This window comes from Methylobacterium planeticum, from assembly GCF_008806345.1.
Classification (GTDB): Bacteria; Pseudomonadota; Alphaproteobacteria; order Rhizobiales; family Beijerinckiaceae; genus Methylobacterium; species Methylobacterium planeticum.
The window spans coordinates 219,063-243,478 of the sequence record NZ_VZZJ01000005.1 but is presented as its reverse complement, the minus strand read 5'-3'; the positions used below and the strand labels follow the sequence as shown (position 1 = coordinate 243,478).

Genomic DNA, 24,416 nt, shown 5'->3' with positions numbered 1-24,416 from the left:
GATCGGGCCGGGGATCGGGCGAGCGGCGCGTCGGCCCGCCGGCGCCCGACGGCGCCTTTTTCAGATCTGCGCAGCGTCTCCCGGCCGGGCTCGGCAATCCAGAGCCGCCCGCGCGCAATCTTCGTGCGTAGACGGTCCGCTTCATCGACGATTCCGTGAGTTGAACCTGTCTGGCACGTCTCATGCTCAACCCTGAGACGCGCGCCGAATGATCAACCACGAGGCAGATCCATGCTTCTGCCCGGAATACGGGATGGCGATCTGGCCGAACCTGCCCAGCTGACGCTCTGGCCGGAGGGGCTCGACGGTCCGAAATCGGTCGAGCCGACCGAGGTCGCGAGCCTGCGCGAGGCCCTGGGGACGGCCTCCGCGGTCCTGCGCGCGGGGACCGCCTCGCCCTGGATCATCACCGCGAGCGGCATGATCCTGAGCCCGTCCTGGCTGATGGGCGCCCTGCCGCAGGCCCGCGCCGCGCCGCCTCCACCGCCGCCGCCGCCCTGCCGCGCCGGATCCGCGCGCCGGACGCGCGGCCCGTCTCAGTCGAGGTCGCCGTCATAGGCGCCGTAGGGGGCCGGCCCGCGCGGGCGGTACACCCGGCGCGGCGCCGGGGCGTCGCCGTCGATCGCCTCGACGCCCATCTGCATCCCGGCCGACATGACGCCCCCGGTCTCGTAGGCGCGCGCCCGGCGGCTCGCCGTGCGGGCGCCCCCCGACCGGCCGGCGACGCGCGGCTCGCTGCCCTCGATGCTCACGCGGGTGTTGCCGAGGCCCTGGGCCTTCACGAGGCTGAACAGCGTCGCGGCGTTCCGCGGGGAGAGGCGCACGCAGCCATGCGAGGCCGGGCGGCCGAGCTGGCGGGTGTGGTTGGTGGCGTGGATCGCGTGGCCCTGCGCGGTGAAGAAGATCGCGTGGGGCATCGGCGCGTCGTCCCATTCCCGGGAGAAGTGGGTCCGCTCCATCCGGAACGGCCGGTAGCGGCCGTCCGGGGTGTCGTAGGCGTCGACGCCCGTGGAGACCGGCCAGGAATAGCGCGGCCGGCCATCGACCGCGACGGACATGCGCTGGTCGTCCTTGTCGATCCGGATGCTGACCTCCGCCGAGGCCGGCGGAAGCGCGGCGAGGAGCCCGAGGGACAGGATCCCGGCCGACAGGAGCGCGGAGCGAGCGTTGCGCATGGACAGCCTTCGAGACAGCGACGGTGACGCTGTCCGGGCTACGCCGTGGAGGCCGGGAAGTTCCGGCCGGGATCGGGCGCGAAAAATTACGCAGGCTGCCGTAAAAACGCGCCGGCTCCTCACGCATTTTGGACATACCGAGGCTCGGGACGTCTTGAACCGCCCCGACGGCCTTCGTAGCGTCACGCCGGCATCGCCGGGCCCGTGCCCCGCGACCGGCCCATGCCCCGCGACCGGCCCATGCCCCGCGACGGACTCCTGCCCCGCGACCGGCCCGTGCCCCGCGACCGGCCCGGGGGCCGCCGGGACGGGGACGCCCCGGCCGGGCTGCGCCGGCTCCCGCGGAGGCCGCCCGCCTGTCGAGAGGATTGAGAATGCTGCCCAGGATCCTCGACCTCGCGAGCCTGCGCGACCTCTACGGCCGCGGCCGCCTCACGCCCCTCGCCCTCGCCGAGGCCCTCGCCGACCGGATGGCGGCCCATCCGGACAAGGCCGTCTACATCACCCCGGTCGGGCGCGAGGCCCTGCGGGGGGCGGCGGCCGCGCTGATGGCCGCCCATCCGGAGCCGAATTCCCTGCCGCTCTGGGGCGTGCCCTTCGCGGTGAAGGACAACATCGACGTGGCGGGCCTCCCGACCACCGCCGCCTGCCCGGCCTTCGCGTACGAGGCGGCGGCCGACGCCCACGTGGTCGCCCGCCTCCGGGACGCGGGGGCGCTCGTGACCGGCAAGGCCAATCTCGACCAGTTCGCCACCGGGCTGAACGGCACGCGCTCGCCCTACGGGGCGCCCCGCAGCGTGTTCAGCCCCGACCACGTCTCGGGGGGGTCGAGCTCGGGCTCGGCGGTGGCGGTGGCGGCGGGGCTCGCGAGCTTCGCCCTCGGCACCGACACGGCGGGCTCGGGCCGGGTGCCGGCGGCCTTCAACAACGTCGTGGGCATCAAGCCGACGCCGGGGCGCCTCGGCACCACCGGCCTCGTGCCCGCCTGCCGCAGCCTCGACTGCATCACGGTCTTCTCCGCCACCGTCGCGGACGGCCTCGCGGTGCGGCGGATCGCGGAGGGGCCCGATCCGGAGGATCCCTATTCGCGGCCGATCCGGCCCGTCTCCCTGCCCGCCTCGCCCCGGGTCGGCATCCTGGCCGAGGCGGACCGGGCGTTCTTCGGCGACACCGAGACGGCCCGCCTCTACGACGCCGCGGTGGCGCGCCTGCGCGCCCTCGGCGCCGCCCCGGTGCCCTTCGACTACGCGCCCTTCCGGGAGATCGCGGCGCTCCTCTACGACGGCCCCTGGGTGGCCGAGCGCCTCGCCGCGATCGAGGGGTTCTTCGGCGAGCACGAGGCGGAGGTCGAGGCGAGCGTGCGGGCCATCATCGGCTCCGCCCGGCGCTACAGCGCCGCCGACGCCTTCCGGGGGGCCTACGCGCTGGAGGCCCTGCGGCGGCGCACCCGGGCGACCTGGGAGGCGGTCGACCTGCTGCTGCTGCCCACCGCCCCGACCACCTACACGGTGGCCGAGATGCGGGCGGACCCGATCCGCCTCAACGCCCATCTCGGGCATTACACGAACTTCACCAACCTGCTCGGCCTCGCCGCCATCGCGGTGCCGGCGGGCCTGCGGGCGGACGGGCTGCCGGCCGGCGTCACCCTGATCGGGCCGGGCTTCAGCGACGACGCCCTCGCGCCCCTCGCCGACGCGCTCCACCGGGGCGCCGGGACCGGAATGGGCGTCGACACCGCGGCGCCGATCCCCGGCAAGCCGCCGGGGCGCCCGGGCGGCGGCGCCATCCACCTCGTCGTGGTCGGGGCCCACCTCTCGGGCCTGCCCCTCAACCCGGAGCTGAGGCGCCTCGGCGCCACCCTGGTGCGGGAGAGCCGCACCGCCCCCGATTACCGCCTCTACGCCCTGCCCGGCACCGCGCCGCCGAAGCCCGGCCTCGTGCGCGCGCCGGGCTTCGGCGGGCCCGGCCTCGCGGTCGAGATCTGGGCCCTCGATCCGGAGGCTTTCGGGCGCTTCGTGGCCGAGATCCCGGCGCCCCTCGGGATCGGCAAGATCACCCTCGCGGACGGCAGCCGCGTCTCGGGCTTCCTCTGCGAGGGCCACGCGGTGGCGGACGCGCAGGAGGTCACGGGCTACGGCGGCTGGCGCGCCTACAGCGCGGCCCTGGCGAAGGGCTGATCCGGGCTCCGCCCAAGCGATCGGCCGGAGCGGGCGGCGCGACGGGCCCCCTCTCCCGTCCGGGAGAGATGGGACGGGCCGCTGGTCGCGCCATGCCGTTCGAAGGCGCGGGTGGCGCGACGGGCCCCTCTCCCGTCCGGGAGAGGGTTGGGGTGAGGGGTGCGCGCTGTCCGGAGAGGTCGCACCCCTCACCCGGTGCGCGTGCCGCGCACTCGACCTCTCCCGGACGGGAGAGGTGGGGCGCACCGCCGTCTCCCGCGCCTGGAAGGCCAGGGGGGGGCCCCTGGGGCGCTCCCTCAGGCGATGCCGAGGCTCCAGATCAACGCCAGGCTGATGGCGATGAGGACCAGGAGCGAGAGAGTGACGGCGGCGGTCACCCGGCCGCCGACGCGGGCGAGCACCCGGACGTCGACGCCGAGCCCGAGCGCCGCCATCGACGCGACGGTGAGGAAGCCCGCCACCCGGGTCAGCGGGCCCAGCGCCGCGTCCGGGATCAGCCCGAGGGAGCGCAGGCTCGCGAGCAGCAGGAAGCCGAGGATGAACCAGGGCACGAGCTTGGTGAAGCCGAGCCGGCTCGCCCCGCGCGCACCCTCCCCCGCCCGGCGCAGGCGCGGCGCCAGGAGGGAGAGGACGACCACGACGGGGCCGAGCATCAGCACCCGCACGAGCTTGACCAGGGTGCCGACCTGGGTGCTCGCGAGACCGGCCGGCACGGTCGCTGCGAGGACCTGCGGCACCGCGTAGACGGTGAGCCCGGCCAGCACCCCGTACTGGTTCGCCGACAGGCCCGCGAGGGGGATGAAGAGCGGCAGGCCGAGCACCATCAGCACGCCGAGGACCGCCGTGAAGGCGATGGCGGCGGCCACGTCCTTGCTCTCGGCCCCGATCACCGGCGCGACCGCGGCGATCGCCGAGTTGCCGCAGATGGCGTTGCCGCAGGCCACCAGGATCGCCATCCGGACGGGCAGCCCGAGGGCGCGGCAGATCAGGCAGCTCGCCCCGATGGTGAGCACCACCGTGCCGACGATGCCGGTCAGGAGCGCCGGGCCGGAGGCCAGGATCGTCGCCAGGCTCAGGGAGGCCCCGAGCAGGGTGACGGCCACTTCGAGGACCTGCTTGGCGCTGAAGGCGATGCCGGGCCGGAACGGCTCGCTCGGAGCCCAGGCGGTGCGCACCGCGATGCCGAGCAGGATCGCGATGACGAGGGCCTCGATATAGGGGTGGCCGAACTGGTGCTCCTCGAAGGCCTGCGCCCCCATGGCGAGGCCCGTGAGGGCGAGGCACAGGATCAGGCCCGGCACCAGCCCCAGGGTCGTGGCGCGCGGCCCCGGGACGGCCCGCGCCGACGGGCTCGACGTCTCCGCGCTCATGAGATCATCCCGCGCATGGAATCATCGCATCTGGAATCATCGCACGCATGGGATGTTTCCCCATCCTGGATTCGTCGCGGTCACGAGGCCGGCTCCGGGCGCTCGGGAAGAAACTTCCGTGCCGGCGGTCCCTCAGAGAAGACCGATCTCCCGCACAGGGTCCTTCGAAGACCGAATCCATCGTCCGCGCAAGCCCCCGGCGCGAATGATCGGGGCGCGGCGCGCGCCGCGCCGGGCCCCGTGCGCGGGACGGCCCCGGCCGCCGCGGCGTTCCGCCGGGCGGGGAGCCCGCTCGAGCCCGGCCCGGCTCAGCGGGCGGGCGCCTCCTCGGAGAGCTGCATCACGAGGCGGGTCGCGAGATAGAGGCGCGGCGTCAGGCTGTCGAGCACCGCGAACTCGTCGGCGCTGTGGTAGCGCCCGCCCACGACCCCGAGGGATTCGAGCACCGCGGGCTTGCCCGGCGAGGCCGGCTGGAAGGCGTAGGCCGCGTCGGTGCCGCCGCCGATCTCGACGAGCTTCAGGTCGCCGCCGATCTCGCGGTAGATCGCCTGCGCCCGCGCGCCGAGGGCGCGGGTCTCCGGGTTCGCCGGCAGGGGCGGCCGGCCCTTGTTGAGCCCGAACGTCACCTGCGTGTCGGGGACCCGGTGGGCCTCGGCGATGCGGCGGCCCTGCGCCAGGACCCGGTCGTACTCGGCCTCGTCGAAATAGCGCATGTCGCCCTCGGCCCTGGCCTGGTCCGGGATGATGTTCGGCTTGGTCCCGCCCGCCACCACGGTCCAGTGCAGGCTGGTGCCCTTCCGCGGGTCGCCGAGATCCTGCAGCTGCAGGATCTGGTGGGCGAGCTCGGTGACGGCGTTGCGCCCCGCCTCCGGCGCGCCGCCCGCATGGGCGGAGCGGCCCGTCACGGTGAGGCTCGCGTAGTTGATGCCCTTGGTGGCGATCGTGGCCGCGTCGACCGCCTCGTCGGCGAAGCTCGGCTCGAAGGACAGGACCGCATCCTGCTCCGCCGCGACCGCGTGGATCGTGTCGTGCGAGCCCCGGGAGCCCCGCTCCTCGTCCGGGTTGAACACCACCGTGATGGTGCCGAAGCGCGCGAAGTCGAGGGTCTTCAGGGCCGCCAGAGTGTGCAGGATGAGGGCGATGCCGCCCTTGGCGTCGGCGACGCCGGGGCCGTAGGCGCGCCCGTCCCGCTCCGTGTAGGGGCGCTTGGCGGCATCCCCCTCGCCGAAGACCGTGTCGTAATGGACGAGCAGCATCAGCTTGCGCGCGCCCGTGCCCTTGAGGGTGCCGATCAGGGTGTTGCCGCCGAAGGTCGGCGCCGGGCGGATCTCGACCTCGGCCCCGAGCGCCTCGAGCCGCGCCCGCAGGGTGGCCTCGACCCGGGAGAGCCCCGGCACGAAGCCCGTGCCGGTATCGACGTCGACGAGCCCGGCCAGCGTCTCGCGCAGGGGCGCCTCCTGCGCCTTCACGGCGGCGAGCACCCGGGCATCCGGCTCCGCCGCGACGACCGGGGAGACGAGCGCCACGGGGACGAGAACCACTCGGACGAGCGCCACTCGGACGAGCGCCAGGCGGACGAGCGCCAGGGGGGCGAGCGCCCGCGCGGCGGCGAGGGCGAGGCGTCGGGTCATGCTGCGGGTCATCTGGCGGCTCATCCTGGGTCAGGTCCTGCGTCTCGGGGGGGATCCACGTCCGGCCCGAGGCGTCAGGGGCGAGGTAGGGTGCCGGGCCGCCGGGGCGAGCCCGAGCGCGAGACAGGCGCGGGCCGACGCCAACCCGCTTCCCCTACGCCTCGGGTTTCCCGTCCTCGCCCGAGGGGCAATCGGGGAAGGGCATCCAGTCCGTGAACGCGTCCGTCGGGTAGCTGTGATCGCAGGAGGAGACGTGCCAGGGGCGGGCGTCGCCGAAGCGCTTCGGGTCCCAGCGGATCACGGCGCGCCGGTCCGGCTCGTGGCGGCTGATGGCGATGATCCAGCGGCCATCCTGTGGAGCCCGACCCATGGACCTCCAGGTGAACATGACACCCTCCCGCCTGCTCTCGCGCCGCACCATCACGGTGCGGAGCCGCACCGTGCCGGCGCGGACCCGCCTCGTGATGGCGCAGGAACGCATGAAGCCCCGAAACCGTTCGTGCGGTCAGTGGCGATCGGGCGGGCGTGCTCTCGCGACAAGACGCCGCCCCGACGCCAAGCTCCCGTGTAGTGTCCGCAGGCAGGATCGACGATGCCGCTTCGTACCGCGACAGTTCTCATTGGCACGATGCTCGTCTCTTCGACGATCCATGCCGAGGAGGACTGTCCCAAGAATTTCCAGAACTACGGGGTCTTCCTTCAGGCGAAGCAATCCTGCGGACGCGAGATCGAATACCCGTTCATGACGGTGATGAAGGCCTGCGCCAAGGAAACCCCGCGGGAGAAGGCCGTCGCGCTGATCGATGGCGGGCGGCGCACCTTCGCCCGCGGGGTGATGCGCAGCAGCCTCGGCAGCATGTGCGAGGAGGTGTTCGCGCAGCTGCCCGCCCCGAAGCCCGCCCGCAAGCGCTGAGGCGGGCCGCCGGCCCGGGTCTCCGCGCCGGCCCGGGTCTCCGCGCCTGCCTAATCCTCCGCGCCGGCCTAAGCCTCCGCGCCTGCCCGGGTCTCCGCGCCGGCTCAGCGCGACCAGCGGTCGTGGTAGTCCGGCGCCAGGGTCAGGCCCGAGGGCGGGGTCAGGGACGGCGGCGGCGCGGTGATCCCCTGCTCGAGGTACTTGAGCACCGCCTGGAGGCCGCCGGAGGTGTAGGGCTTGGCGATCACCCCGAGGGCGCCCACGAAATCCTCCGGGATCAGCTTGGCGTTCGCCGTCATGAACACCACCGCGGCCCCGGTCTCGCGGCCGAGCCTGTCGGCGACCTCGACCCCCGTGACGCCGTCCGCGAGATGGATGTCGACGAGGGCGAGATCCGCGGTGCCGGTCTCGATCAGGGCGTTGGCCTCGCTCAGGCAGGTGGCCCAGCCCGCCACCGCGTGCCCGGCATCCTCGATCGCGTGTTCCAGCGCCATGGCGAGGACCGCCTCGTCCTCGACGATCAGGATGTTCATCGGCGTGGAGGCGATCATGCGCCGCGTCCCCGCTGCTCGATCGGCAGGCTGATCTCGACGCGGGTGCCCGGGGCCGCCCCGTGCCAGCCGATCTCCGCCTGGAGCTGGCGCCCGAGCCGCTCGACCAGCCGCTTCCCGTAGGTGGCCGGGCCCTTGCGGGCGGCCGGCATGCCGTGGCCGTCATCCGCGACGGTGATGCGGCAGAGCGCCCCGTCGCGGGCGCTGACCACCCGCAGGGTGCCGCCGCGGCCCCCCGCGAAGCCGTGCTTGAGGGCGTTGGTGATCACCTCGTTCACCATCAGGGCGAGGGGCGCCGCCTTCTCGGCCGGCACCGCGATCGGCGTCAGGTCGAGCCGGACCGCGATGTCGCCGCGCCCCGACGCGGCGATCAGGTCGGAGACGAGGTCGCGCACGAACGCCGAGATGTCGAAGCGGGCGACGTCCCCCGACTGGTAGAAGCGGCGATGGACGGTGCTCATCGCCTCGACGCGGCCGAGCGTCGTCTGCATGGATGCTTTCATGATTTCATCCGTCGTTCCGCGCATCTGCATGCTGATCAGCGAGGCGATGATCTGCATGTTGTTCTTCACGCGGTGGTCGACCTCGTGCAGCAGCGTGGTCTTGGTCTCGAGGGCAGACTTCAACTGACGGTTGGCTTCCTTCAGCTCCCGGGTCCGCGCCTCCACGGCCCGCTCGAACCGGTCCTTGTCCTCGAGGACCCGCATCTCGGTGAGCTTGCGCTCGGTCACGTCCATCTGCGAGGCGAAGAAGAACTGCAGCTCGCCCTCCTCGTTGACGACGGGGCTGATGTAGAGCGCGTTCCAGAACGTGCTCCCGTCCTTGCGGTAGTTCAGCAGGTCGATGCTGACGTCGTGCCGGCTCTCGATCGCCTCGCGGATCCGGGCCACGTCCTCGGGGGCGGTGTCGGGACCCTGCAGGAACCTGCAGTTGTGCCCCGTCACCTCCTCGCGGGCGTAGCCGCTCATGTGCAGGAACGCGTCGTTGGCGAAGGTGATCGGGTTGTCCGGCAGGCGCGGATCCGTGATGATCATCGGCATCCGCGTCGCCCGCACGGCCGCCGCGAAGGGATCGCCCTTGCCGTGCTCGGCCTGCAACCGGTCGGTGATCCGCCAGGCGTCCTGATTCTCCACGCTGTGGGTGTCTTTCCTGGGAATGCGCTGCGTGGGCGGGACGCTCGCTCCGGTTCATTGGCCCGGTTCGGAAGCCCCCTGGCCGGGCCTTGGTTCCATGGCCCACGGGAAGGTGAGCGGGGCCGCCCTCCGCCGCGGGGCCGGATGACGCAGCCCGTTGGTACTCAGTCGACCATCGCGCCTCCCCTGTGCAAGACTGGAGGCCTCGGCCGATCCCGCGCCCGCCACGGACGGGAGCCCCGGGCACCGACGGAGTGGGGGAGGTACAGCGATGGTTCGTCTGAACGTGAACGGCACCCTGCGCGAAGTCGAGGCCGAGCCCGACACGCCCCTCCTCTGGGTGCTCCGCGAGCAGATCGGCCTCACCGGCACCAAGTACGGCTGCGGCATCGCCCAGTGCGGCGCCTGCACGGTGCATCTCGACGGCACGGCCGTGCGGTCCTGCTCCGTGCCGGTCTCGGCCGTCGCCGCCGAGCAGAAGATCGTCACCATCGAGGGATTGTCGGCGGGCGCGGATCACCCGGTCCAGAAGGCCTGGGCCGCCCTCGACGTGCCGCAATGCGGCTTCTGCCAGTCCGGCATGATCATGGCCTCCGCCGCCCTCCTCGCCCAGAACCCGCATCCGAGCGAGAGCGAGATCCGCGCCGAGATCACGAACATCTGCCGCTGCGGCACCTACAACCGGGTGCTCGCAGGGATCCAGCGCGCCGCCGAGAGCGGTCAGGGCAGCCGCGGTTGAGCGTCCGGGAGAGATCGATGAGCATCGACACGCGTCCGGGGTCCGCACCCGCGCCAGCCCCCTCCCCCGTGCGGCCCTCGCGCCGCGGCTTCCTCGCCGGAGCGGCGGCTGCCGCCGGCGGGTTCAGCCTCGGCTTCCACCTTCCCGGCACCGGCGAGGCCATTGCGGCTCCCGCGGGAGCGGCGCCGGAGGTCAATGCCTGGGTGGTCGTTCGCCCCGACGAGACCGTGGTGATCCGCATCGCCCGCTCCGAGATGGGCCAGGGCACCCTGACCGGCCTCGCCCAGCTCGCGGCCGAGGAGCTCGGCTGCGACTGGGCCCGGGTCACCACCGAATATCCCACCCCGGGCCAGAACCTCGCCCGGGCCCGGGTCTGGGGCGACTTCTCCACCGGCGGCAGCCGCGGCATCCGCGAGTCGCACGAGCTCGTCCGGAAAGGCGGCGCCGCCGCCCGGATGATGCTGATCGAGGCCGCCGCGCAGGGCTGGGGCGTCCCGGCCTCGTCCTGCCGGGCCGAGAAGGGCGTGATCACGCACGCCGAATCCGGACGGACCACCACCTACGGTTCCGTCGCGGCCGAGGCCGCCAAGCTCCCGCCGCCCAAGGACGTGGTCCTCAAGGACCCGAAGGACTGGACCATCGCGGGCCAGCCCCTGAAGCGGCTCGACACGCGGCCGAAGCTCGACGGCAGCCAGATCTACGGCATGGACCTGTCGCTGCCCGGGATGTTGAACGCCGCGATCCGGGACTGCCCCGTCACCGGCGGCACCGTGAAGAGCTTCGAAGCCGAGGCCGTCTCCGGCATGCCGGGCGTCAAGCGGGTGGTGCAGGTCGGCGAGACGGGGGTGGCGGTGATCGCCGACACGTTCTGGCGGGCCAAGACCGCCCTCGACGCGCTGCCGATCGTCTGGGATGAGGGCCCGAATGCGGGCGTCTCGAGCGCGAGCATCGCGGCGGTGCTCCGCGAGGGGCTCGACGCACCGGAGGCCTATATCGGCAACAAGGCGGGCGACGTCGAGGCCGCGCTGAAGGGCGCCGAGCGGGTGGTCGAGGCCGTCTACAGCGTGCCGTTCCAGAACCACGCCACGATGGAGCCGATGAACGCGACGGCGCGCTGGACGCCGGAGCGCTGCGAGGTCTGGACGCCGACGCAGAACGGCGAGGCCGCCCTCGCGGCGACCGCCGAGGCCGCGGGCCTCTCGGCGGCCAAGTGCGAGGTCTACAAGATCCATCTCGGCGGCGGCTTCGGGCGTCGCGGTGCCACCCACGATTGGGTGCGCCAGGCGGTGCTCATCGCCAAGGAGATGCCGGACACGCCGATCAAGCTGATCTGGACCCGCGAGGAGGACATGACGCATGGTCGGTACCATCCGATCACGCAGTGCCGGCTGCGCGCGGCACTCGACCGGAACGGCGACCTCACCGGGCTGCACATGCGGATCTCGGGGCAGTCGATCCTGGCCGCCATCATGCCGCAGCGGATGGTGAACGGCCGCGATCCCGTCACCTTCCAGGGCCTCAACCCGAGCGGCCCGGAGGCGACCCTCGGCTACGCGATCCCGAACATCCTCGTCGATCACGCGATGCGCAACCCGCACATCATCCCGGGCTTCTGGCGCGGCGTGAACATGAACCCGAACGCCATCTATCTCGAGTGCTTCATGGACGAGCTCGCCCATGCGGCGGGCCAGGATCCCCTCGCGTTCCGGCGCAAGCTGATGGCGAACCACCCGAAGCACCGCGCCGTCCTCGACGCCGTGGCGGACAAGATCGGCTGGTCCACGAAGCCGCCGGAGGGCGTCGCCCGCGGGATCGCCCAGATGATGGGCTTCGGAAGCTACGTGGCCGCCGCCGCCGAGGTCTCGGTGAGCCCGGACGGCAAGCTGAAGGTCCACCGCATCGTCGCGGCGACCGATCCCGGATACGCCCTCAACCCGCAGCAGATCGACGCGCAGATCGCCGGCTCCTTCGTGTACGGGCTCTCGGCCGCGCTCCACGGGGCCTGCACGGTGAAGGACGGCCGCATCGAGCAGACGAACTTCGACACCTACCCGGTGATGCGCCTCGACGAGATGCCGGCGGTGGAGACGATCATCATGCCGTCCGGCGGCTTCTGGGGCGGGGTCGGCGAGCCCACCATCGCGGTCGCGGCGCCCGCGGTCCTGAACGCGGTCTTCGCCGCGACCGGCAAGCGGGTGCGCGATCTCCCCCTGGCCAACACGGACCTGCGGCGCGCATGAGGCCTGCGGCGCGCATGAGGCTCGCGGCGCGCGTGCGGGCCGTCCCCGCGCTGTCAGCGCTCGCGCTCCTGCTCGCGCCCGCCCCGACGGGTGCCACCGAGGGGCGGCCGCCCCCGGGGGCGACCTCCTGCACCGGCTGCCACGCGACCGGGGCCGCGATGCAACCGATCTCGGGGCGGCCCGCGCCCGAGATCGCCGCGGCACTCGCCGAATACCGCTCGGGGGCGCGTCCGGCGACCGTGATGAACCGTATCGCCAAGGGCTTCACCGAGGCCGAGAGCCAGGCGATCGCGGCCTATTTCGCGCAAGGCGGGCCCGAGCGATGAGCCGGCGCCTCGTGCAGACCCGCCGGAGCCTCCTGGGCAACGCGGCCTCGGCGGCATTGGCCCTGGCCGGCCCGGGCCTCGCGCGCCCGGCGCTCGCGGGCACCGCGCCCCGGGTCGTCGTCATCGGCGGCGGCTTCGGGGGCGCCACCGCCGCGCGGGCCCTGCGGCAGGGCGGCGTCGACGTCACCCTCGTGGAGGCGAGCGGCACCTACGTCTCCTGCCCCTTCAGCAACGAGGTGATCGTGGGGCTGCAGCCCCTCTCGGCGCAGCGCTTCGGCTACGACAACCTGACCCGGACCGGGCTCACCCGCGTCCAGGCCAACGCGACGGGCGTCGACCCGTCCGGCCGCCGGGTGACGCTCGCGGACGGCACCACGCTGCCCTACGACCGCCTCGTCCTGTCGCCCGGCATCGACCTGCGCCTCGACGCCGTGCCGGGCTACGGCGCGGAGGCGGTCGCCGCCATGCCGCATGCCTGGAAGGCGGGCGAGCAGACGGCGCTCCTCGCCCGCCAGCTCGAAGCGATGCCCGAGGGCGGCACCGTCGTTCTCAGCGCGCCGGCCAACCCCTATCGCTGCCCGCCCGGTCCCTACGAGCGCGCCAGCCTGATCGCCCACTTCCTCAAGACCCGGAAGCCGCGGGCCAAGCTCATCCTGCTCGACGCCAAGGACACGTTCTCGAAGCAGCGCCTGTTCCAGTCCGCCTGGGCGGCCCTCTATCCCGATCAGCTCGAATACGTGCCCCTCGCCTCGGGTGGCCAGGTGACGGCGGTCGAGCCCGCCGCCATGACGGTCCGGACCGACTTCTCCGAGTACAAGGCGGACGTCGCCTGCATCATCCCGCCCCAGCGGGCCGGACGCATCGCGGCGATCGCCGGGGCGGCCGACCGGAGCGGCTGGTGCCCGATCGATCCCGTCACCTTCGAGTCGAAGCTGGTGCCGGGCATCCACGTGATCGGCGATGCCGCGATCGCCGGGGCGATGCCGAAATCGGCCTTCTCCGCCAACGCCCAGGCCAAGGTCTGCGCACAGGCGGTGATCGACCTGCTGGCGGGACGCGCGCCGGAGGAGCCGAAGCTGATCAACACCTGCTACAGCCTCGTCGCGCCGGGCTACGGCATCTCGATCGCCGGGGTGTTCCATCCGGTCAACGGCCTCCTTGCGGATGTCGAGGGGGCTGGCGGGATCAGCCCCGTCGACGCACCGGCCTCGGTCCGGGAGCAGGAGGCCGTCTACGCCGCCGACTGGTATCGGACGATCACCCGGGAGGTCTTCGGGTGAGGGTTCGGCGCCCCGCCGCGCTCAGGCTCCTGGCCCTCGCGTCGGCGGCGGCGGCTTCCGCGACGCGGGCCGAGGAGATTGCCCTGCCGCTCCGGCCCGTCGCGGTCGTGGGAGACGCCATTCCGGCCTCACTCACCGAAGAGGCCGGCGATCCGGCCCGCGGGCGCGCCATCGTGCTCGACCGGACCCGCGGCCTCTGCCTCCTCTGCCATCCGGGACCGTTTCCCGAGGAGCGCTTCCAGGGAAACCTCGCGCCGGATCTGACTGGGGTCGGGGCGCGCCTGTCCGAGGGCCAGCTGCGGCTGCGCATCGTCGACGGCCGCCTCTTGAATCCGCAGACCATCATGCCGTCCTATTACAGTCTCGCGGGCCGGCTGCGGGTCGCCGCGGCCTGGCAGGGACGGCCGATCCTCGCGGCGCGCGAGATCGAGGATGTGGTGACCTTCCTGACCGGCCTGCGCGATCCGGCGCCCGGAGATCGAACGGCCCCCGTGATGCGGCCGGCTCCATGAAGCGGAGGAGGCGATGAAGAGCGATCACGGGGCGGGCGCGATCAGCCGCCGGCACCTCCTCGCCGGCGCGGCGGGTTCGGCCGTTCTGGTCACGCTCCGGCCGGCCGGAGCGGCTCCGGCGAACCGGACCGAGACGACCGAATCCGCCATCCGGCGCTTCGCGGGCGATGCCGAGATCCGGAGCGGCCGGGTCAGCCTCGACCTGCCGCCGCTGGTCGAGAACGGCAACACCGTGCCCCTCACGGTGTCGGTGGAGAGCCCGATGACGGAGGCCGACCATGTCCGCCGGATCGGGGTCTTCAACGAGAAGAATCCGCAGCCGAACGTCGTGACCCTGCATCTCGGCCCCCGGGCCGGCCGCGCCCATGTGGCGACCCGGATCCGGCTTGCCGACACGCAGCGCATCACCGCCATCGCGGAGATGAGCGACGGCACCTACTGGTCGGCGAGCGCGGACGCGATCGTCACCCTCGCGGCCTGCCTGGAGGGCTGAAACCGTGGCGCGCGCCCTGATCAACCTGCCCAAGACCGCAAAGGCCGGCGACGTCATCGAGATCAAGACCCTGATCTCCCACCCGATGGAGACGGGCTTCCGGCCCGGGCCCGACGGCCGGATCCTGCCGCGCAACATCATCACGGAGTTCCTGTGCCGCTTCGAGGGCGAGGAGATCTTCCGGGCCGAGCTGTTCCCGGCGGCGTCCGCGAACCCCTATCTCACCTTCACGACGACCGCGACGCGCAGCGGCACCTTTCAGTTCACCTGGCGTGGGGACGGCGGCTTCGACCAGACCGAGACCGCGACCGTCACGGTGGCCTGAGGCGCCCCGGGTGATCCGGAGCGCGGTCCTCGTCCTCGCGGGGCTGATCCTCGCCGCGGAGCCGGCATTCCCGGGCGGGATCGCCCCCTCGGACAAGCGTTCGGGACTGGCCGAGATGGGCCCGGAACTGCAGGCCATGCAGCGCGACGACACCGCCCATCCGGGCATGCTGTGGGTCCAGGACGGGGCCGATCTCTGGGCCCGCGCCCCGACGGGGGGCGCTCCGGCCTGCAGCGGCTGCCACGGGGAGGCCCGCGCGAGCATGCGGGGCGTCGCGGCGCGCTATCCCGCCTGGGATGCCCGAAACGGTCGTCCGATCGATCTCCAGGACCGGATCAATCTCTGCCGGCGCACGCATCAGCACGTCGAGCCCCTCGCCTACGAGAGCGCCGATCTCCTCGGCCTCACGGCCTTCGTCGCCACGCAGTCGCGCGGGATGCCGATCGCGCCGCCCGAGGACCCCCGCCTCGCCCCGGCACGCCGGGAGGGCCGCGCCCTGTTCGAGGCCCGGATGGGGCAGCTCGGCCTGTCCTGCGCGATCTGCCACGACGACCATTGGGGCCGCCACCTCGGGGCGGCCGCCATCCCGCAGGGTCACCCGACGGGCTATCCGCTCTATCGCCTCGAATGGCAGGGCATGGGCTCCCTGCAGCGGCGGCTGCGCAACTGCATGAGCGGGATGCGGGCGGAGCCGTACCCGTTCGGGGCACCGGACTACATCGCCCTCGAACTCTACCTCGCCGAGCGCGCGGCGCCGCTGCCCGTGGAAACGCCCGCCCTGCGCCCTTGAGGGCCCGGAGCCTCAGGCCGGGAGCCGCCCCTCCTCGGCGGCGTGGCAGGCCACCCCGTTGCGGAGTTCCGGCACCTCGCTGCGGCAACGCGCGTTCGCCAGCGGGCAGCGCGGGTTGAAGGTGCAGCCGGGAGGCGGGTCGATCGGGTTCGGGATCTCGCCCGCCACCGGCACGCGGCTGCGCCCGATATGGGCGAGGTCGGGCACGGCATCGAGGAGCATCCGGGTGTAGGGGTGGCGCGGCTGGACGAAGATCTCGCGCCCGCCGCCGACCTCGACGAGGCGCCCGAGATACATCACCCCGACCCGGGTCGCCATGTGGCGCACCACGGCGAGGTTGTGGCTGATGAACAGGTAGGTCAGCCCGAGGCGGTCCTGAAGGTCGCGCATCAGGTTGAGGATCTGGGCCTGCACCGAGACGTCGAGGGCCGAGGTCGGCTCGTCGCCCACCAGGAACTCGGCCTCGGAGGCCAGCGCCCGCGCGATGGCGATGCGCTGGCGCTGGCCGCCCGAGAAGGCGTGCGGGTACTTGCGGGCATCGTCCGGGTGCAATCCGACGAGTTCCAGCAGCGCGCCGACCCGCGCCCGGATCGCCGCCTCGCCCTGGATCAGGTCGAAGGCCCGGATCGGCTCCGCCACGATCGCGCCGACGCGCCAGCGCGGGTTCATCGAGGCATAGGGGTCCTGGAAGATCATCTGGATCCGGGCGCGCAGGCGCCGCCGGGCCGCCGCCTGGCGCGGATCCGTCATCGAGATGCCGGTGATCCGGACCTCGCCGCCGCTCGGGGGCAGGAGGCCGACGACCATCCGGGCCACCGTCGACTTGCCGGAGCCGGACTCGCCGACCAGCGCGAAGGTCTCGCCCCGCGCGATGCTGAAGGCGACGCCGTCCACGGCCTTGAGCGTCTGGCGGGGTGCCCGCTCGATCATCCGGTTGAGCCAGGGCTTCGACACGTCGAAGACCCGGCGCAGGCCATCGACCTCGACGTAGGGAGCAGCCGCGCTCATCGGACCTGCAGGGGTTCGGCATGGAACGCGACGGGGGGCTCGCCACCCGCGGGAGCGGGTCGGTCCGCCGCATCCGGATCGTAGAGGTGGCAGGCGACGGCGCTGGGGCTGCTGCTGGCCGGGTCCGATCCGGTCCGGGCCGGGGCGGCATCGGTCCGGATCGGTTCCGGCCGGTCGACCCGGCAGCGCCCGAACACCTTCGGGCAGCGCGGGTGGAAGGCGCAGCCGGGAGGGATCGCCGTGAGCCGGGGCATCGCGCCGGGGATCTGGGCGAGGCGCCCGCTCCCTTGCGTCAGCGTCGGGATCGCGCCCATCAGCCCCACGGCGTAGGGGTGCCGGGGATTGCGCACCACGGCTTCGACGGGGCCGATCTCGGCGATGCGCCCGGAATACATCACGGCGACCCGGTCGGCGGCCTCGGCGATCACCCCCATGTCGTGGGTGACGAGCATCACGGCGGTGCCGTGCTCGCGGCAGAGGCGCTTCAGGAGCGTGATCACCTGGGCCTGGACGGAGACGTCGAGCGCGGTGGTCGGCTCGTCCGCGATGATCAGCTCCGGCTCGGCCGCGAGCGCCAGCGCGATCACCACGCGCTGGCGCATGCCGCCCGAGAACTCGTGCGGGTAGCCGTCGATGCGTCGCTCCGGCGCCGGGATGCCGACCTCGGCCAGGAGGTCGATCGCCCGCGTCCGCGCGGCCCTGGCCGAGAGGTCGGTGTGGGTGCGGATCGTCTCCACGATCTGCTCGCCGACGCGGTAGAGCGGATCGAGGGAGGTCAGCGGGTCCTGGAAGATCATGCCGATGCGCCGGCCCCGGACCCGGCGCATGCGCTCGGGCGGCAGGGTGTCGATGCGCTCGCCCCCGAGGCGGATCTCGCCGCCGACGATGCGGCCCGGCGGGTCGAGGAGCCCGATCACCGCGGAGCCCGTCACCGACTTGCCGGCTCCGGATTCGCCGACGACGCCGAGGATCTCGCCCCGCCCGATGTCGAAGGAGACGCCGTCGATCGCCGGCAGGGAGCCGCGCCGCGTCTCGAAGGCGACCCGCAGGTCGCGCACGGAGAGGATCGGCTCGCTCATTGCAGCTTCGGGTTCAGCGCGTCGCGCAGCCAGTCGCCCAGCAGGTTGATCGCCAGCACGAGCCCGGCCAGCGCCGCGCCCGGGAAGGCGACGATCCACCATTCCCCCGAGAACAGGAAGCGGTTGCCGGTGCGGATCAGGGTGCCGAGCGACGGCATGGTCTCGGGCAGGCCCGTGCCGAGGAACGACAGGGTCGCCTCGGTGATGATCGCGAGGGCGAGGTTGATGGTGGCGATGACGAAGACCGGCCCGGTGACGTTCGGCAGGACGTGCCGGACCATGATCACCGGGGAGGACAGGCCGATGAGGCGCGCGGCCTGGACGTAGTCCTTGCCCCGCTCGACCATCACGGAGGAGCGCACCGTGCGGGCGTACTGCACCCAGAACGAGAGGCCGATCGAGACCACGATCAGCAGGATGGTGGCGTTGGTGTCGAGCGCGCCACCGAAGGCCGCCTTGGCGACGCCGTCGACCACGAGGGCGATCAGGATGGCCGGGAAGGTGAGCTGCACGTCGGCGACCCGCATCACCACCGCGTCGACGATCCCGCCGAAATAGCCCGCGACGAGCCCGAGGGCGATCCCGAGCGTGCCCGAGACGGCGACGCCGAGGAGGCCGATGATCAGCGAGAGGCGCAGGCCGTAGAGCACGGCGGAGAGCACGTCGCGGCCCTGGTCGTCGGTGCCGAGGACGAAGGGCGCCTGGCCGTCCGCCGCCCAGAGCGGGGGCAGGTTGGAGTTGATCAGCTCGAGCTGCGCCGGGTCGTAGGGGTTCTGGGGGGCGATCCAGGGGGCCGAGAAGGCGAGCCCGAAGAGCAGGACCGTGACGGCGAGCGCCCCCATGGCGAGCTTCGAGCGCTGGAAGCTCGCCCAGAGGTCCGAGCCGAGGAACCGGGCGAAGCCGGAGCGCGGCGCCTCCGGGGCGAGCGGCGCCCCGGTCGGCAGGGGCGGCGCGAGGGCGGCCTCGTCCACGGAGGTGCTCATGCGGTGCGCCCCGTCGACAGGCGCAGGCGCGGGTCGACCACCGTGTAGAGCAGGTCCACCGCGAGATTGATCGTCACGAAGATCGCCGCGACGAGGAGCAGGTAGGCCGCCATGATCGGGATGTCGACGTTCTGCACCGCCTGCACGAACAGCAGGCCCATGCCGGGCCACTGGAACACCGTCTCGGTGATGATCGAGAAGGCGATGACGGAGCCGAGCTGCAGCCCCGCGATGGTGATGACCGGCACGAGGGTGTTCTTGAGCGCGTGACCGAAATGCACGGCGTGGGTGGTCAGGCCGCGGGCGCGGGCGAAGCGGATGTAGTCGGTGCGCAGCACCTCCAGCATCTCGGCCCGCACGAGGCGCATGATCAGGGTCATCTGGAACAGGCCGAGGGTGATCGAGGGCAGGATCAGGGCCTTGAGGCCGGTGAGGGTGAGGAAGCCGGTGGTCCACCAGCCGAGCCGCACCGTGTCGCCGCGCCCGTAGGAGGGCAGCCAGCCGAGGGTCACCGAGAACAGGAAGATCAGCAGGATGCCGATCAGGAAGGTCGGCAGGCTGACGCCGACGAGCGACACCGCCTGGAACAGCTTGGCGAGGACCGTGTCCCGGCGCAGCGCGCAGTAGACGCCCATCAGGATGCCGACCGTGAGGGCGAACACGGTGGCGCAGAAGGCGAGTTCGAGGGTCGCCGGCATGCGCTCGGCCAGGAGCGCCGCCACCGGCTGGCGGAACTGGTAGGAGATGCCGAAATCGCCCCGCAGTACGTTGCCGGCGTAGCGGCCGAACTGCACCAGCGTCGGATCGTCGAGGCCGAGACTCCTGCGGATCTCGGCCCGCTCGGCGACCGGCGTGTCGGGCCCGACGATCTGGTTCACCGGGTCGCCCGCGAAGCGGAACATCGAGAAGGCGATGAGCCCCACGACGGCGAGCACGACGACGGATTGGAAGGCGCGGCGGAGAAGGAAGGCGAGCACGACCTACGCGCCTCCGCTCACGGCTGTTTCGACACCCAGTACAGCATCAGCATGTTGTCGGGGCGCTGGACCAGAGTGACCTTCTTGGAGACGCCCCAGGCGAGCGCCTGCTGGTGGAGCGGGATGTAGCCCCACTCGCCCTGGATCGTGTCGAAGCCGTCCTTGATCTCGGCGTCGCGCGCCTTCGAGTCCGTCTCGCCCTCGACCTGATCGGCCAGGGCGTCGACCTTCGGGCTGCAGTAATTGCCGAGGTTCCACCCGCCGCGGCCCGATTTGCCGTCGCCTCGGCAGCCCGCGATCTCGTACAGGATGTTGTGGCTGTCCTGCGAGGACGGGGTCCAGCCGACGAGGTAGAACGAGGTGTCGTAGGCGGGCGCCAGGACCTTGGCGAAGTACTTGGCCTTGGGCTGCGCGTTGAGGTTCACCTTCACGCCGATGCGGGCGAGCATCGAGACGACCGCCTGGCAGATCGCCTCGTCGTTGACGTAGCGGTCGTTCGGGCAATCCATAGTCAGGCTGAAGCCGTCGGGGTAGCCCGCCTCGGTCAGGAGCGCCTTGGCCTTCTTGGCGTCGTAGGCCGGGCGCTTGAACTCGCCGGAGCGCGCGTAGAGCGACGGGGCGATCAGGAGGGCGGAGGGCGTCGCCTGTCCGCGCATCACGCGCTTGGCGATCGTGTCCTCGTCGATGGCGAGGTAGAAGGCCTGACGGACGCGGGGATCCTTGAACGGGTTCTTCCCCTTGACGCTCGAATCCTTCAGCTCGTCGCGCCACTGGTCCATGCCGAGGAAGACCGTGCGCAGCTCGGGACCCGCCATCACCACGGCGTTGCCGCTGGATTCCACCCGCGGCTGGTCCTGCAGCGGCACCGGGTCGATCCAGTCGACCTCGCCCGAGAGGAGCGCGGCGACCCGCGTCGCCGCGTTGCCGATGGTGGTGAAGACGGCCTCGTCGACATTCGACTCGACGTTGCCCCAATAGCCGGGGAATTTCTTGAACACCGTGCGGACGCCCGGCTGGTGCTCGGTGATCACGAAGGGACCGGTGCCGTTCTCGTGGAGGGCGGCGTAGCTCGGCGAGGCGGCGCTGGCCGGAGAGGGCGCGGTGGCGCCATTCTTTTCGGCCCAGGATCTCGACATGATGTACCAGGTCGAGAACTGGAAGATCGCGATCGGGTTCGGCTTCTTCAGCACCATGTCGACGGTGTGGTCGTCGACCTTCACGAACTCGGCGTCCGAGGGCACGTTCGTCTGGAAGTTCGAGCCCGCCGCACGCACGCGGGCGGCAGAGAAGATCACGTCGTCGGCGGTGAAATCCGTGCCGTCGTGGAACTTCACGTTCTTGCGCAGGTGGAAGCGCCAGCGGGTCGGCTCCGGTGTCTCCCAGGACTCGGCGAGCTGGGGCGCGAGGTTGAGGTCCTTGTCGCGGGTGACCAGGGATTCGTAGGCTGCCCCGTGCATCCCGATCGTGAAACTCTCCTTCAGCGAGTAGGGGTCCAGCGACTTGATGTCCCCCTGGAAGGCGAACCGAAAGACGTTCGCGGCCTGTGCCGAGGAAGCTGTGGCCAGGCCAAGGCCCAGCGCGACACCGAAGGCGAGCAGTGCTGTCTTTCTGTGCATCCTCGTAACATCACACCGCTTCTGCTTCATGTCCACGCATCAAGGTTCAGGAGGAATCGGATTTCCGGAAAGGCTGCGCAGGGCGCCCGGAGCGTGATGCGGGACTCGTGCCAGCGAAGGCGTTGGGTTCTGAACCCGAATAATCAATCGGCTCTCGATGAAGGCCGTGCGCCGTTTTATAGGAATTGCATCGATTTTCTCAATCAATCGGAATAGAAAAATCGATCGTTATGCGATGAGAAATCCGATGGATTTTCAGAAAATCTTCAAACGGAGGGAGATTCGGGCGGAACGCGTGCTTACCGGCTGATGGAGACCGATTTCGCCCTGCCTGAGGCCGGCTTCGAAGCCGGTGGGGTGCGCAGCCGGGATCGCCCGCCGCGCAGTTCGCCGCAGGCCTGTCCCATCGGCCCGGACCAGGCGTTGTCCCGGCATGCGAGGGAGAAGCGCGCGATGGGATTGCCGGCCGATGCTTTCGCTCACCCGAGCCTGCTCGGGCAGCCCCATATCCGGGTCGAGGGAGCCGCCAAGGTGACGGGGGCCGCCCTCTATTCCTCGGACGTGCACTTGCCCGGCCTCGTCCACGCGGCCCTCGTGACCAGCACGATCCCGCGGGGGCGCATCACCGGCTTCGCGCTCGACGCCGCCCATGCCGTTCCCGGGGCCCTTCGGATCTTCACCCACCGGGATTTCGCCGGCGCCATCCGGCCCGTGAAGCACCTGATGGCCGGCGGCTACGCCAACAGCTCCCACCTGCCCCTCGGCTCCGACGCGGTGGCGTATCACGGACAGATCGTGGCGCTCGTCGTGGCGCAAACGCCCGAGGCCGCCGCGGAGGCCGCCGGCCGCGTCGGCGTGACCTACGCACCGACCCCGTTCTCCGCGACCTTCGAGGCGCCGGGCGCCGAGACCGTCCCGCTCGCCGAGCTGAAGGACAAGCACGCCGATCCGCGCAGCGGCGACGCCGACGGCGCCCTAGCGTCGGCCGCCGTCCGGATCGCGGCCCGCTACGAGACGCCGGTGCAGCACCACAACCCGATGGAGCTGTTCACCACCACCTGTGCCTGGGACGGGCCCCGTCTCACCGTGCACGAGCCGACCCGCTATATCGGCGCGGTGCGGCACGGGCTCGCCGCGCAACTCGGCCTCGACCCGGCCGCCATCCGCGTGTTCGCGGGCCTCATCGGCGGGCATTTCGGCTCTAAATTCGCCCTCTCGCAGCACACCGCCCTGGTGGCGCTCGCCGCCCGGCATCTCGGGCGCCCGGTCTCCCTGGTGCCGACGCGGCGGCAATGCTTCACCATCGCCAATTATCGGCCCGAGACGCGGCACGACATCCGCCTCGGCGCCGACCGGGACGGGCGCTTCACCGCGCTCATCCACGAAGCCGCAATGGCGACCTCGCGCTTCGACCCCTTCGCCATGGAGGGCACGGACGTCACCGCCAGCCTCTATGCCTGCCCCAACGTGCGCACGGCCGAGCGCGCCGTGCGCGTCGACCGCAACACGCCGGGGCCGATGCGGGCGCCCCCCGAGGTGCCCTACCTGTTCGCCCTCGAGAGTGCCATCGACGAGATGGCCGTCGCGCTCGGCCTCGACCCGATCGCCCTGCGCCGGCGCAACGACACGATGGCGGACCCGATCTCGGGCAAGCCGTTCTCCTCGCGGCCCCTGATGCGCTGCTTCGATGCGGGCGCGCAGGCCTTCGGGTGGACGCGGCGCACCTCCGAGCCCGGAACGCTGCGGGACGGCCCCTGGCGGGTCGGGCTCGGCTGCGCCGCCTCGGTGCGCCCCGTGAAGATCTCGCCCGCCACGATGCGGGTCGCGCTGGCGCCGGATGGCGGCGTCCGCGTCGAGACCGCCCATCACGAGATCGGCAACGGCATCACGACCCTGCTTGCCCTGGCGGCGGCCGAGTGGCTCGGCGTGCCGGTGGCGGCGGTCACGGTCCGCCTCGGCGACACCGCGCTCCCGCCGGCCGGCGTGTCGGGCGGGTCCTCGACCACCACGAGCCTCCTGCACACCCTGGCCCTCGGCTGCGAGACCCTGCGCACCCGGCTGATCCGCTGCTGCCTCGAGCCGGACGGTCCCCTGGCCGGGGCCGCGCCCGCCGCCCTGCGCCCGGAAGCCGGGATGATCCGGGCGGTGGACGGGCGGGCCGTGCCGCTCGCCGCCGCCGTCGCGCGCCTGCGGCCGGGGGAGGCCGAGACCCTCGCGGAGTTCGTGCCCGTGGGCGGCGGCCCGGAATCCCTCGCGGCGATCCGGGACGGCCGGATGGCGCTCGCGAGCGGCGGGGCGGCGCTCTCGTGGTCCTTCGGGGCGCAATTCGCCGAGGTGCATGTCCACGCGCAGACCGGGGAGATCCGGGTGCCGCGCCTTCTCGGCGCCTTCGCGGCGGGGCGGATCCTGAACCCGCTGACGGCCCGCAGCCAGCTCACCGGCGGGATGATCTGGGGGCTCGGCTCGGCGCTCCTCGAGGAGACGCTGCTCGACGGCGGCAGCTATCGCAACCCGGACCTCGCCGAGTACCTCGTGGCCACCGCGGCGGACGCGCCGCGCGTCGAGGCCCTGATCGTGGACGATCCCGACACCGGCGTGAATGCGCTCGGGCTGAAGGGCCTGGGCGAGCTCGGCATCATCGGCGTCAACGCCGCCGTCGCCAACGCGGTCTTCCACGCCACCGGCCGACGGCACCGTCGCCTGCCGATCCGCATCGAGGACGTGCTCTAGGACGCGCCCTGCCCCGCCGCGACCCAGACGGCGTCCCCGACGAGCCGCACCGGGTAGGTGCGCAGCCGACGGAAGGACCAGCCCGGGGAGACCGCCCCGTCCGCGAGCGCGAACGAGGCCCGATGGTGCGGGCAGAGCAGCCGGCCGCCGGCGCAGCGCCCGCCCGCGAGGTCGGCGCCCTCGTGCGGGCAGGCCCGCTCGACGGCGAAGACCCGGTCGCCGTCGCGCACCAGGAGGAGGGCCTGCCCGGCGGCCCGGACGGGAACGATCGGGCCGGCCGCGAAGGCCGCCAGGACGGCGACGCGGGTCCAGACCGCCTCCCCGCCAATCCCGCGGTCCGGGCCGGTCGGCGGGATCGGATCGGGCAC

The 24,416-nt window shown here is 72.4% G+C and carries 24 protein-coding genes; 12 read left to right on the top strand and 12 right to left on the bottom strand.

Annotation, left to right across the window (positions count from 1 at the left end; genetic code table 11):
- The first annotated feature begins 231 nt into the window (after nt 1-231).
- A complete protein-coding gene (locus F6X51_RS08525) occupies nt 232-558 on the top strand; it encodes a hypothetical protein (RefSeq protein WP_191970042.1) in 327 nt (108 codons plus the stop codon).
- Here the strand turns inward: F6X51_RS08525 and F6X51_RS08520 are convergent.
- Nucleotides 537-1,175, bottom strand: a complete 639-nt coding sequence (locus F6X51_RS08520; protein ID WP_150962794.1) for a L,D-transpeptidase — start codon at nt 1,173-1,175, stop codon at nt 537-539. The two genes, F6X51_RS08525 and F6X51_RS08520, sit on opposite strands and share 22 nt — an antisense overlap.
- A gap of 374 nt (nt 1,176-1,549) precedes the next feature.
- On the opposite strand from F6X51_RS08520, the gene atzF reads away from it, so the two are divergent.
- Entirely contained in the window at nt 1,550-3,352 is a 1,803-nt protein-coding gene (atzF, locus tag F6X51_RS08515) for an allophanate hydrolase (RefSeq protein ID WP_150962793.1), read from the top strand.
- Between the two features lie 296 nt (nt 3,353-3,648).
- Here atzF and F6X51_RS08510 read toward each other — a convergent pair whose 3' ends face one another.
- From F6X51_RS08510 to F6X51_RS08500, 3 genes are all read right to left on the bottom strand, one after another.
- Nucleotides 3,649-4,722 (bottom strand): YeiH family protein, encoded by a 1,074-nt coding sequence (locus tag F6X51_RS08510; RefSeq protein WP_150962792.1) that lies wholly within the window; start codon nt 4,720-4,722, stop codon nt 3,649-3,651.
- Nucleotides 4,723-5,030: 308 nt separating this feature from the next.
- On the bottom strand, nt 5,031-6,365 hold the full coding sequence (locus tag F6X51_RS08505; protein WP_246696693.1) for a glutamate carboxypeptidase: 1,335 nt from the start codon (nt 6,363-6,365) through the stop codon (nt 5,031-5,033).
- Between the two features lie 142 nt (nt 6,366-6,507).
- The gene (locus F6X51_RS08500; RefSeq protein WP_246696692.1) at nt 6,508-6,723 is read right to left on the bottom strand and encodes a hypothetical protein; all 216 of its coding nucleotides are present in this window, start codon (nt 6,721-6,723) and stop codon (nt 6,508-6,510) included.
- Between the two features lie 222 nt (nt 6,724-6,945).
- Between F6X51_RS08500 and F6X51_RS08495 the strand changes: the two genes are divergently transcribed.
- On the top strand, nt 6,946-7,266 hold the full coding sequence (locus F6X51_RS08495) for a hypothetical protein (protein ID WP_150962790.1): 321 nt from the start codon (nt 6,946-6,948) through the stop codon (nt 7,264-7,266).
- A gap of 104 nt (nt 7,267-7,370) precedes the next feature.
- Here the strand turns inward: F6X51_RS08495 and F6X51_RS08490 are convergent, their stop codons facing one another.
- Both F6X51_RS08490 and F6X51_RS08485 read right to left on the bottom strand, forming a co-directional pair.
- Nucleotides 7,371-7,817, bottom strand: a complete 447-nt coding sequence (locus tag F6X51_RS08490) for a response regulator (protein ID WP_246696691.1) — start codon at nt 7,815-7,817, stop codon at nt 7,371-7,373.
- Nucleotides 7,814-8,950 carry a PAS domain-containing protein gene (locus F6X51_RS08485; RefSeq protein WP_246696690.1) on the bottom strand — a complete coding sequence of 379 codons (1,137 nt, stop codon included), beginning with the start codon at nt 8,948-8,950 and terminating at the stop codon, nt 7,814-7,816. The genes F6X51_RS08490 and F6X51_RS08485 overlap by 4 nt, the downstream gene beginning before the upstream one ends.
- A 271-nt stretch (nt 8,951-9,221) precedes the next feature.
- Here F6X51_RS08485 and F6X51_RS08480 point away from each other — a divergent pair, with 271 nt between their 5' ends.
- The 8 genes from F6X51_RS08480 to soxA are packed head-to-tail and all read left to right on the top strand — an operon-like array spanning nt 9,222 to nt 15,655.
- A complete protein-coding gene (locus F6X51_RS08480) occupies nt 9,222-9,689 on the top strand; it encodes a (2Fe-2S)-binding protein (protein WP_150962789.1) in 468 nt (155 codons plus the stop codon).
- Nucleotides 9,690-9,706: 17 nt separating this feature from the next.
- Nucleotides 9,707-11,929: a xanthine dehydrogenase family protein molybdopterin-binding subunit gene (locus tag F6X51_RS08475; protein ID WP_150962788.1), complete on the top strand. Its 2,223-nt coding sequence runs from the start codon at nt 9,707-9,709 to the stop codon at nt 11,927-11,929.
- 14 nt (nt 11,930-11,943) lie between these two features.
- A complete protein-coding gene (locus F6X51_RS08470) occupies nt 11,944-12,255 on the top strand; it encodes a c-type cytochrome (protein WP_150962787.1) in 312 nt (103 codons plus the stop codon).
- Entirely contained in the window at nt 12,252-13,535 is a 1,284-nt protein-coding gene (locus F6X51_RS08465; RefSeq protein WP_150962786.1) for an NAD(P)/FAD-dependent oxidoreductase, read from the top strand. The genes F6X51_RS08470 and F6X51_RS08465 overlap by 4 nt, the downstream gene beginning before the upstream one ends.
- Nucleotides 13,532-14,047 (top strand): sulfur oxidation c-type cytochrome SoxX, encoded by a 516-nt coding sequence (soxX, locus tag F6X51_RS08460; protein WP_210250290.1) that lies wholly within the window; start codon nt 13,532-13,534, stop codon nt 14,045-14,047. Before F6X51_RS08465 ends, soxX begins: the two co-directional genes overlap by 4 nt.
- A 13-nt stretch (nt 14,048-14,060) precedes the next feature.
- A complete protein-coding gene (locus tag F6X51_RS08455) occupies nt 14,061-14,540 on the top strand; it encodes a SoxY-related AACIE arm protein (RefSeq protein ID WP_150962785.1) in 480 nt (159 codons plus the stop codon).
- 4 nt (nt 14,541-14,544) lie between these two features.
- Nucleotides 14,545-14,865, top strand: coding sequence for a thiosulfate oxidation carrier complex protein SoxZ (gene soxZ / locus F6X51_RS08450; RefSeq protein WP_150962784.1), 321 nt, complete (start codon nt 14,545-14,547; stop codon nt 14,863-14,865).
- Nucleotides 14,866-14,878: 13 nt separating this feature from the next.
- A complete protein-coding gene (soxA, locus tag F6X51_RS08445) occupies nt 14,879-15,655 on the top strand; it encodes a sulfur oxidation c-type cytochrome SoxA (RefSeq protein WP_407658490.1) in 777 nt (258 codons plus the stop codon).
- A gap of 12 nt (nt 15,656-15,667) precedes the next feature.
- Here soxA and F6X51_RS08440 read toward each other — a convergent pair whose 3' ends face one another.
- From F6X51_RS08440 to F6X51_RS08420, 5 genes are read right to left on the bottom strand one after another with little or no spacing between them, the layout of a single operon-like run.
- The gene (locus F6X51_RS08440; RefSeq protein WP_150962783.1) at nt 15,668-16,663 is read right to left on the bottom strand and encodes an ABC transporter ATP-binding protein; all 996 of its coding nucleotides are present in this window, start codon (nt 16,661-16,663) and stop codon (nt 15,668-15,670) included.
- Nucleotides 16,660-17,742, bottom strand: a complete 1,083-nt coding sequence (locus F6X51_RS08435) for an ABC transporter ATP-binding protein (protein ID WP_150962782.1) — start codon at nt 17,740-17,742, stop codon at nt 16,660-16,662. Before F6X51_RS08435 ends, F6X51_RS08440 begins: the two co-directional genes overlap by 4 nt.
- The gene (locus F6X51_RS08430; protein ID WP_150962781.1) at nt 17,739-18,725 is read right to left on the bottom strand and encodes an ABC transporter permease; all 987 of its coding nucleotides are present in this window, start codon (nt 18,723-18,725) and stop codon (nt 17,739-17,741) included. Before F6X51_RS08430 ends, F6X51_RS08435 begins: the two co-directional genes overlap by 4 nt.
- Nucleotides 18,722-19,702 carry an ABC transporter permease gene (locus F6X51_RS08425; RefSeq protein WP_150962780.1) on the bottom strand — a complete coding sequence of 327 codons (981 nt, stop codon included), beginning with the start codon at nt 19,700-19,702 and terminating at the stop codon, nt 18,722-18,724. The genes F6X51_RS08430 and F6X51_RS08425 overlap by 4 nt, the downstream gene beginning before the upstream one ends.
- Nucleotides 19,703-19,719: 17 nt before the next feature.
- Entirely contained in the window at nt 19,720-21,318 is a 1,599-nt protein-coding gene (locus F6X51_RS08420; RefSeq protein ID WP_150962779.1) for an ABC transporter substrate-binding protein, read from the bottom strand.
- Nucleotides 21,319-21,771: 453 nt separating this feature from the next.
- Between F6X51_RS08420 and F6X51_RS08415 the strand changes: the two genes are divergently transcribed.
- Complete coding sequence (locus F6X51_RS08415) at nt 21,772-24,048, top strand: xanthine dehydrogenase family protein molybdopterin-binding subunit (protein ID WP_150962778.1); 2,277 nt, start codon at nt 21,772-21,774, stop codon at nt 24,046-24,048.
- Here the strand turns inward: F6X51_RS08415 and F6X51_RS08410 are convergent.
- Nucleotides 24,045-24,416 carry a Rieske (2Fe-2S) protein gene (locus tag F6X51_RS08410; RefSeq protein WP_246696689.1) on the bottom strand — a complete coding sequence of 124 codons (372 nt, stop codon included), beginning with the start codon at nt 24,414-24,416 and terminating at the stop codon, nt 24,045-24,047. The genes F6X51_RS08415 and F6X51_RS08410 overlap by 4 nt on opposite strands.

Coding starts and splice junctions, on each gene's coding strand:
- F6X51_RS08525 (WP_191970042.1), top strand. CDS start 232: ATGCTTCTGCCCGGAATACGGGATGGCGATCTGGCCGAACCTGCCCAG.
- F6X51_RS08520 (WP_150962794.1), bottom strand. CDS start 1,175: ATGCGCAACGCTCGCTCCGCGCTCCTGTCGGCCGGGATCCTGTCCCTC.
- atzF (WP_150962793.1), top strand. CDS start 1,550: ATGCTGCCCAGGATCCTCGACCTCGCGAGCCTGCGCGACCTCTACGGC.
- F6X51_RS08510 (WP_150962792.1), bottom strand. CDS start 4,722: ATGAGCGCGGAGACGTCGAGCCCGTCGGCGCGGGCCGTCCCGGGGCCG.
- F6X51_RS08505 (WP_246696693.1), bottom strand. CDS start 6,365: ATGACCCGCAGCATGACCCGACGCCTCGCCCTCGCCGCCGCGCGGGCG.
- F6X51_RS08500 (WP_246696692.1), bottom strand. CDS start 6,723: ATGGGTCGGGCTCCACAGGATGGCCGCTGGATCATCGCCATCAGCCGC.
- F6X51_RS08495 (WP_150962790.1), top strand. CDS start 6,946: ATGCCGCTTCGTACCGCGACAGTTCTCATTGGCACGATGCTCGTCTCT.
- F6X51_RS08490 (WP_246696691.1), bottom strand. CDS start 7,817: ATGATCGCCTCCACGCCGATGAACATCCTGATCGTCGAGGACGAGGCG.
- F6X51_RS08480 (WP_150962789.1), top strand. CDS start 9,222: ATGGTTCGTCTGAACGTGAACGGCACCCTGCGCGAAGTCGAGGCCGAG.
- F6X51_RS08475 (WP_150962788.1), top strand. CDS start 9,707: ATGAGCATCGACACGCGTCCGGGGTCCGCACCCGCGCCAGCCCCCTCC.
- F6X51_RS08470 (WP_150962787.1), top strand. CDS start 11,944: ATGAGGCTCGCGGCGCGCGTGCGGGCCGTCCCCGCGCTGTCAGCGCTC.
- F6X51_RS08465 (WP_150962786.1), top strand. CDS start 12,252: ATGAGCCGGCGCCTCGTGCAGACCCGCCGGAGCCTCCTGGGCAACGCG.
- F6X51_RS08455 (WP_150962785.1), top strand. CDS start 14,061: ATGAAGAGCGATCACGGGGCGGGCGCGATCAGCCGCCGGCACCTCCTC.
- F6X51_RS08440 (WP_150962783.1), bottom strand. CDS start 16,663: ATGAGCGCGGCTGCTCCCTACGTCGAGGTCGATGGCCTGCGCCGGGTC.
- F6X51_RS08435 (WP_150962782.1), bottom strand. CDS start 17,742: ATGAGCGAGCCGATCCTCTCCGTGCGCGACCTGCGGGTCGCCTTCGAG.
- F6X51_RS08430 (WP_150962781.1), bottom strand. CDS start 18,725: ATGAGCACCTCCGTGGACGAGGCCGCCCTCGCGCCGCCCCTGCCGACC.
- F6X51_RS08420 (WP_150962779.1), bottom strand. CDS start 21,318: ATGCACAGAAAGACAGCACTGCTCGCCTTCGGTGTCGCGCTGGGCCTT.
- F6X51_RS08415 (WP_150962778.1), top strand. CDS start 21,772: ATGGGATTGCCGGCCGATGCTTTCGCTCACCCGAGCCTGCTCGGGCAG.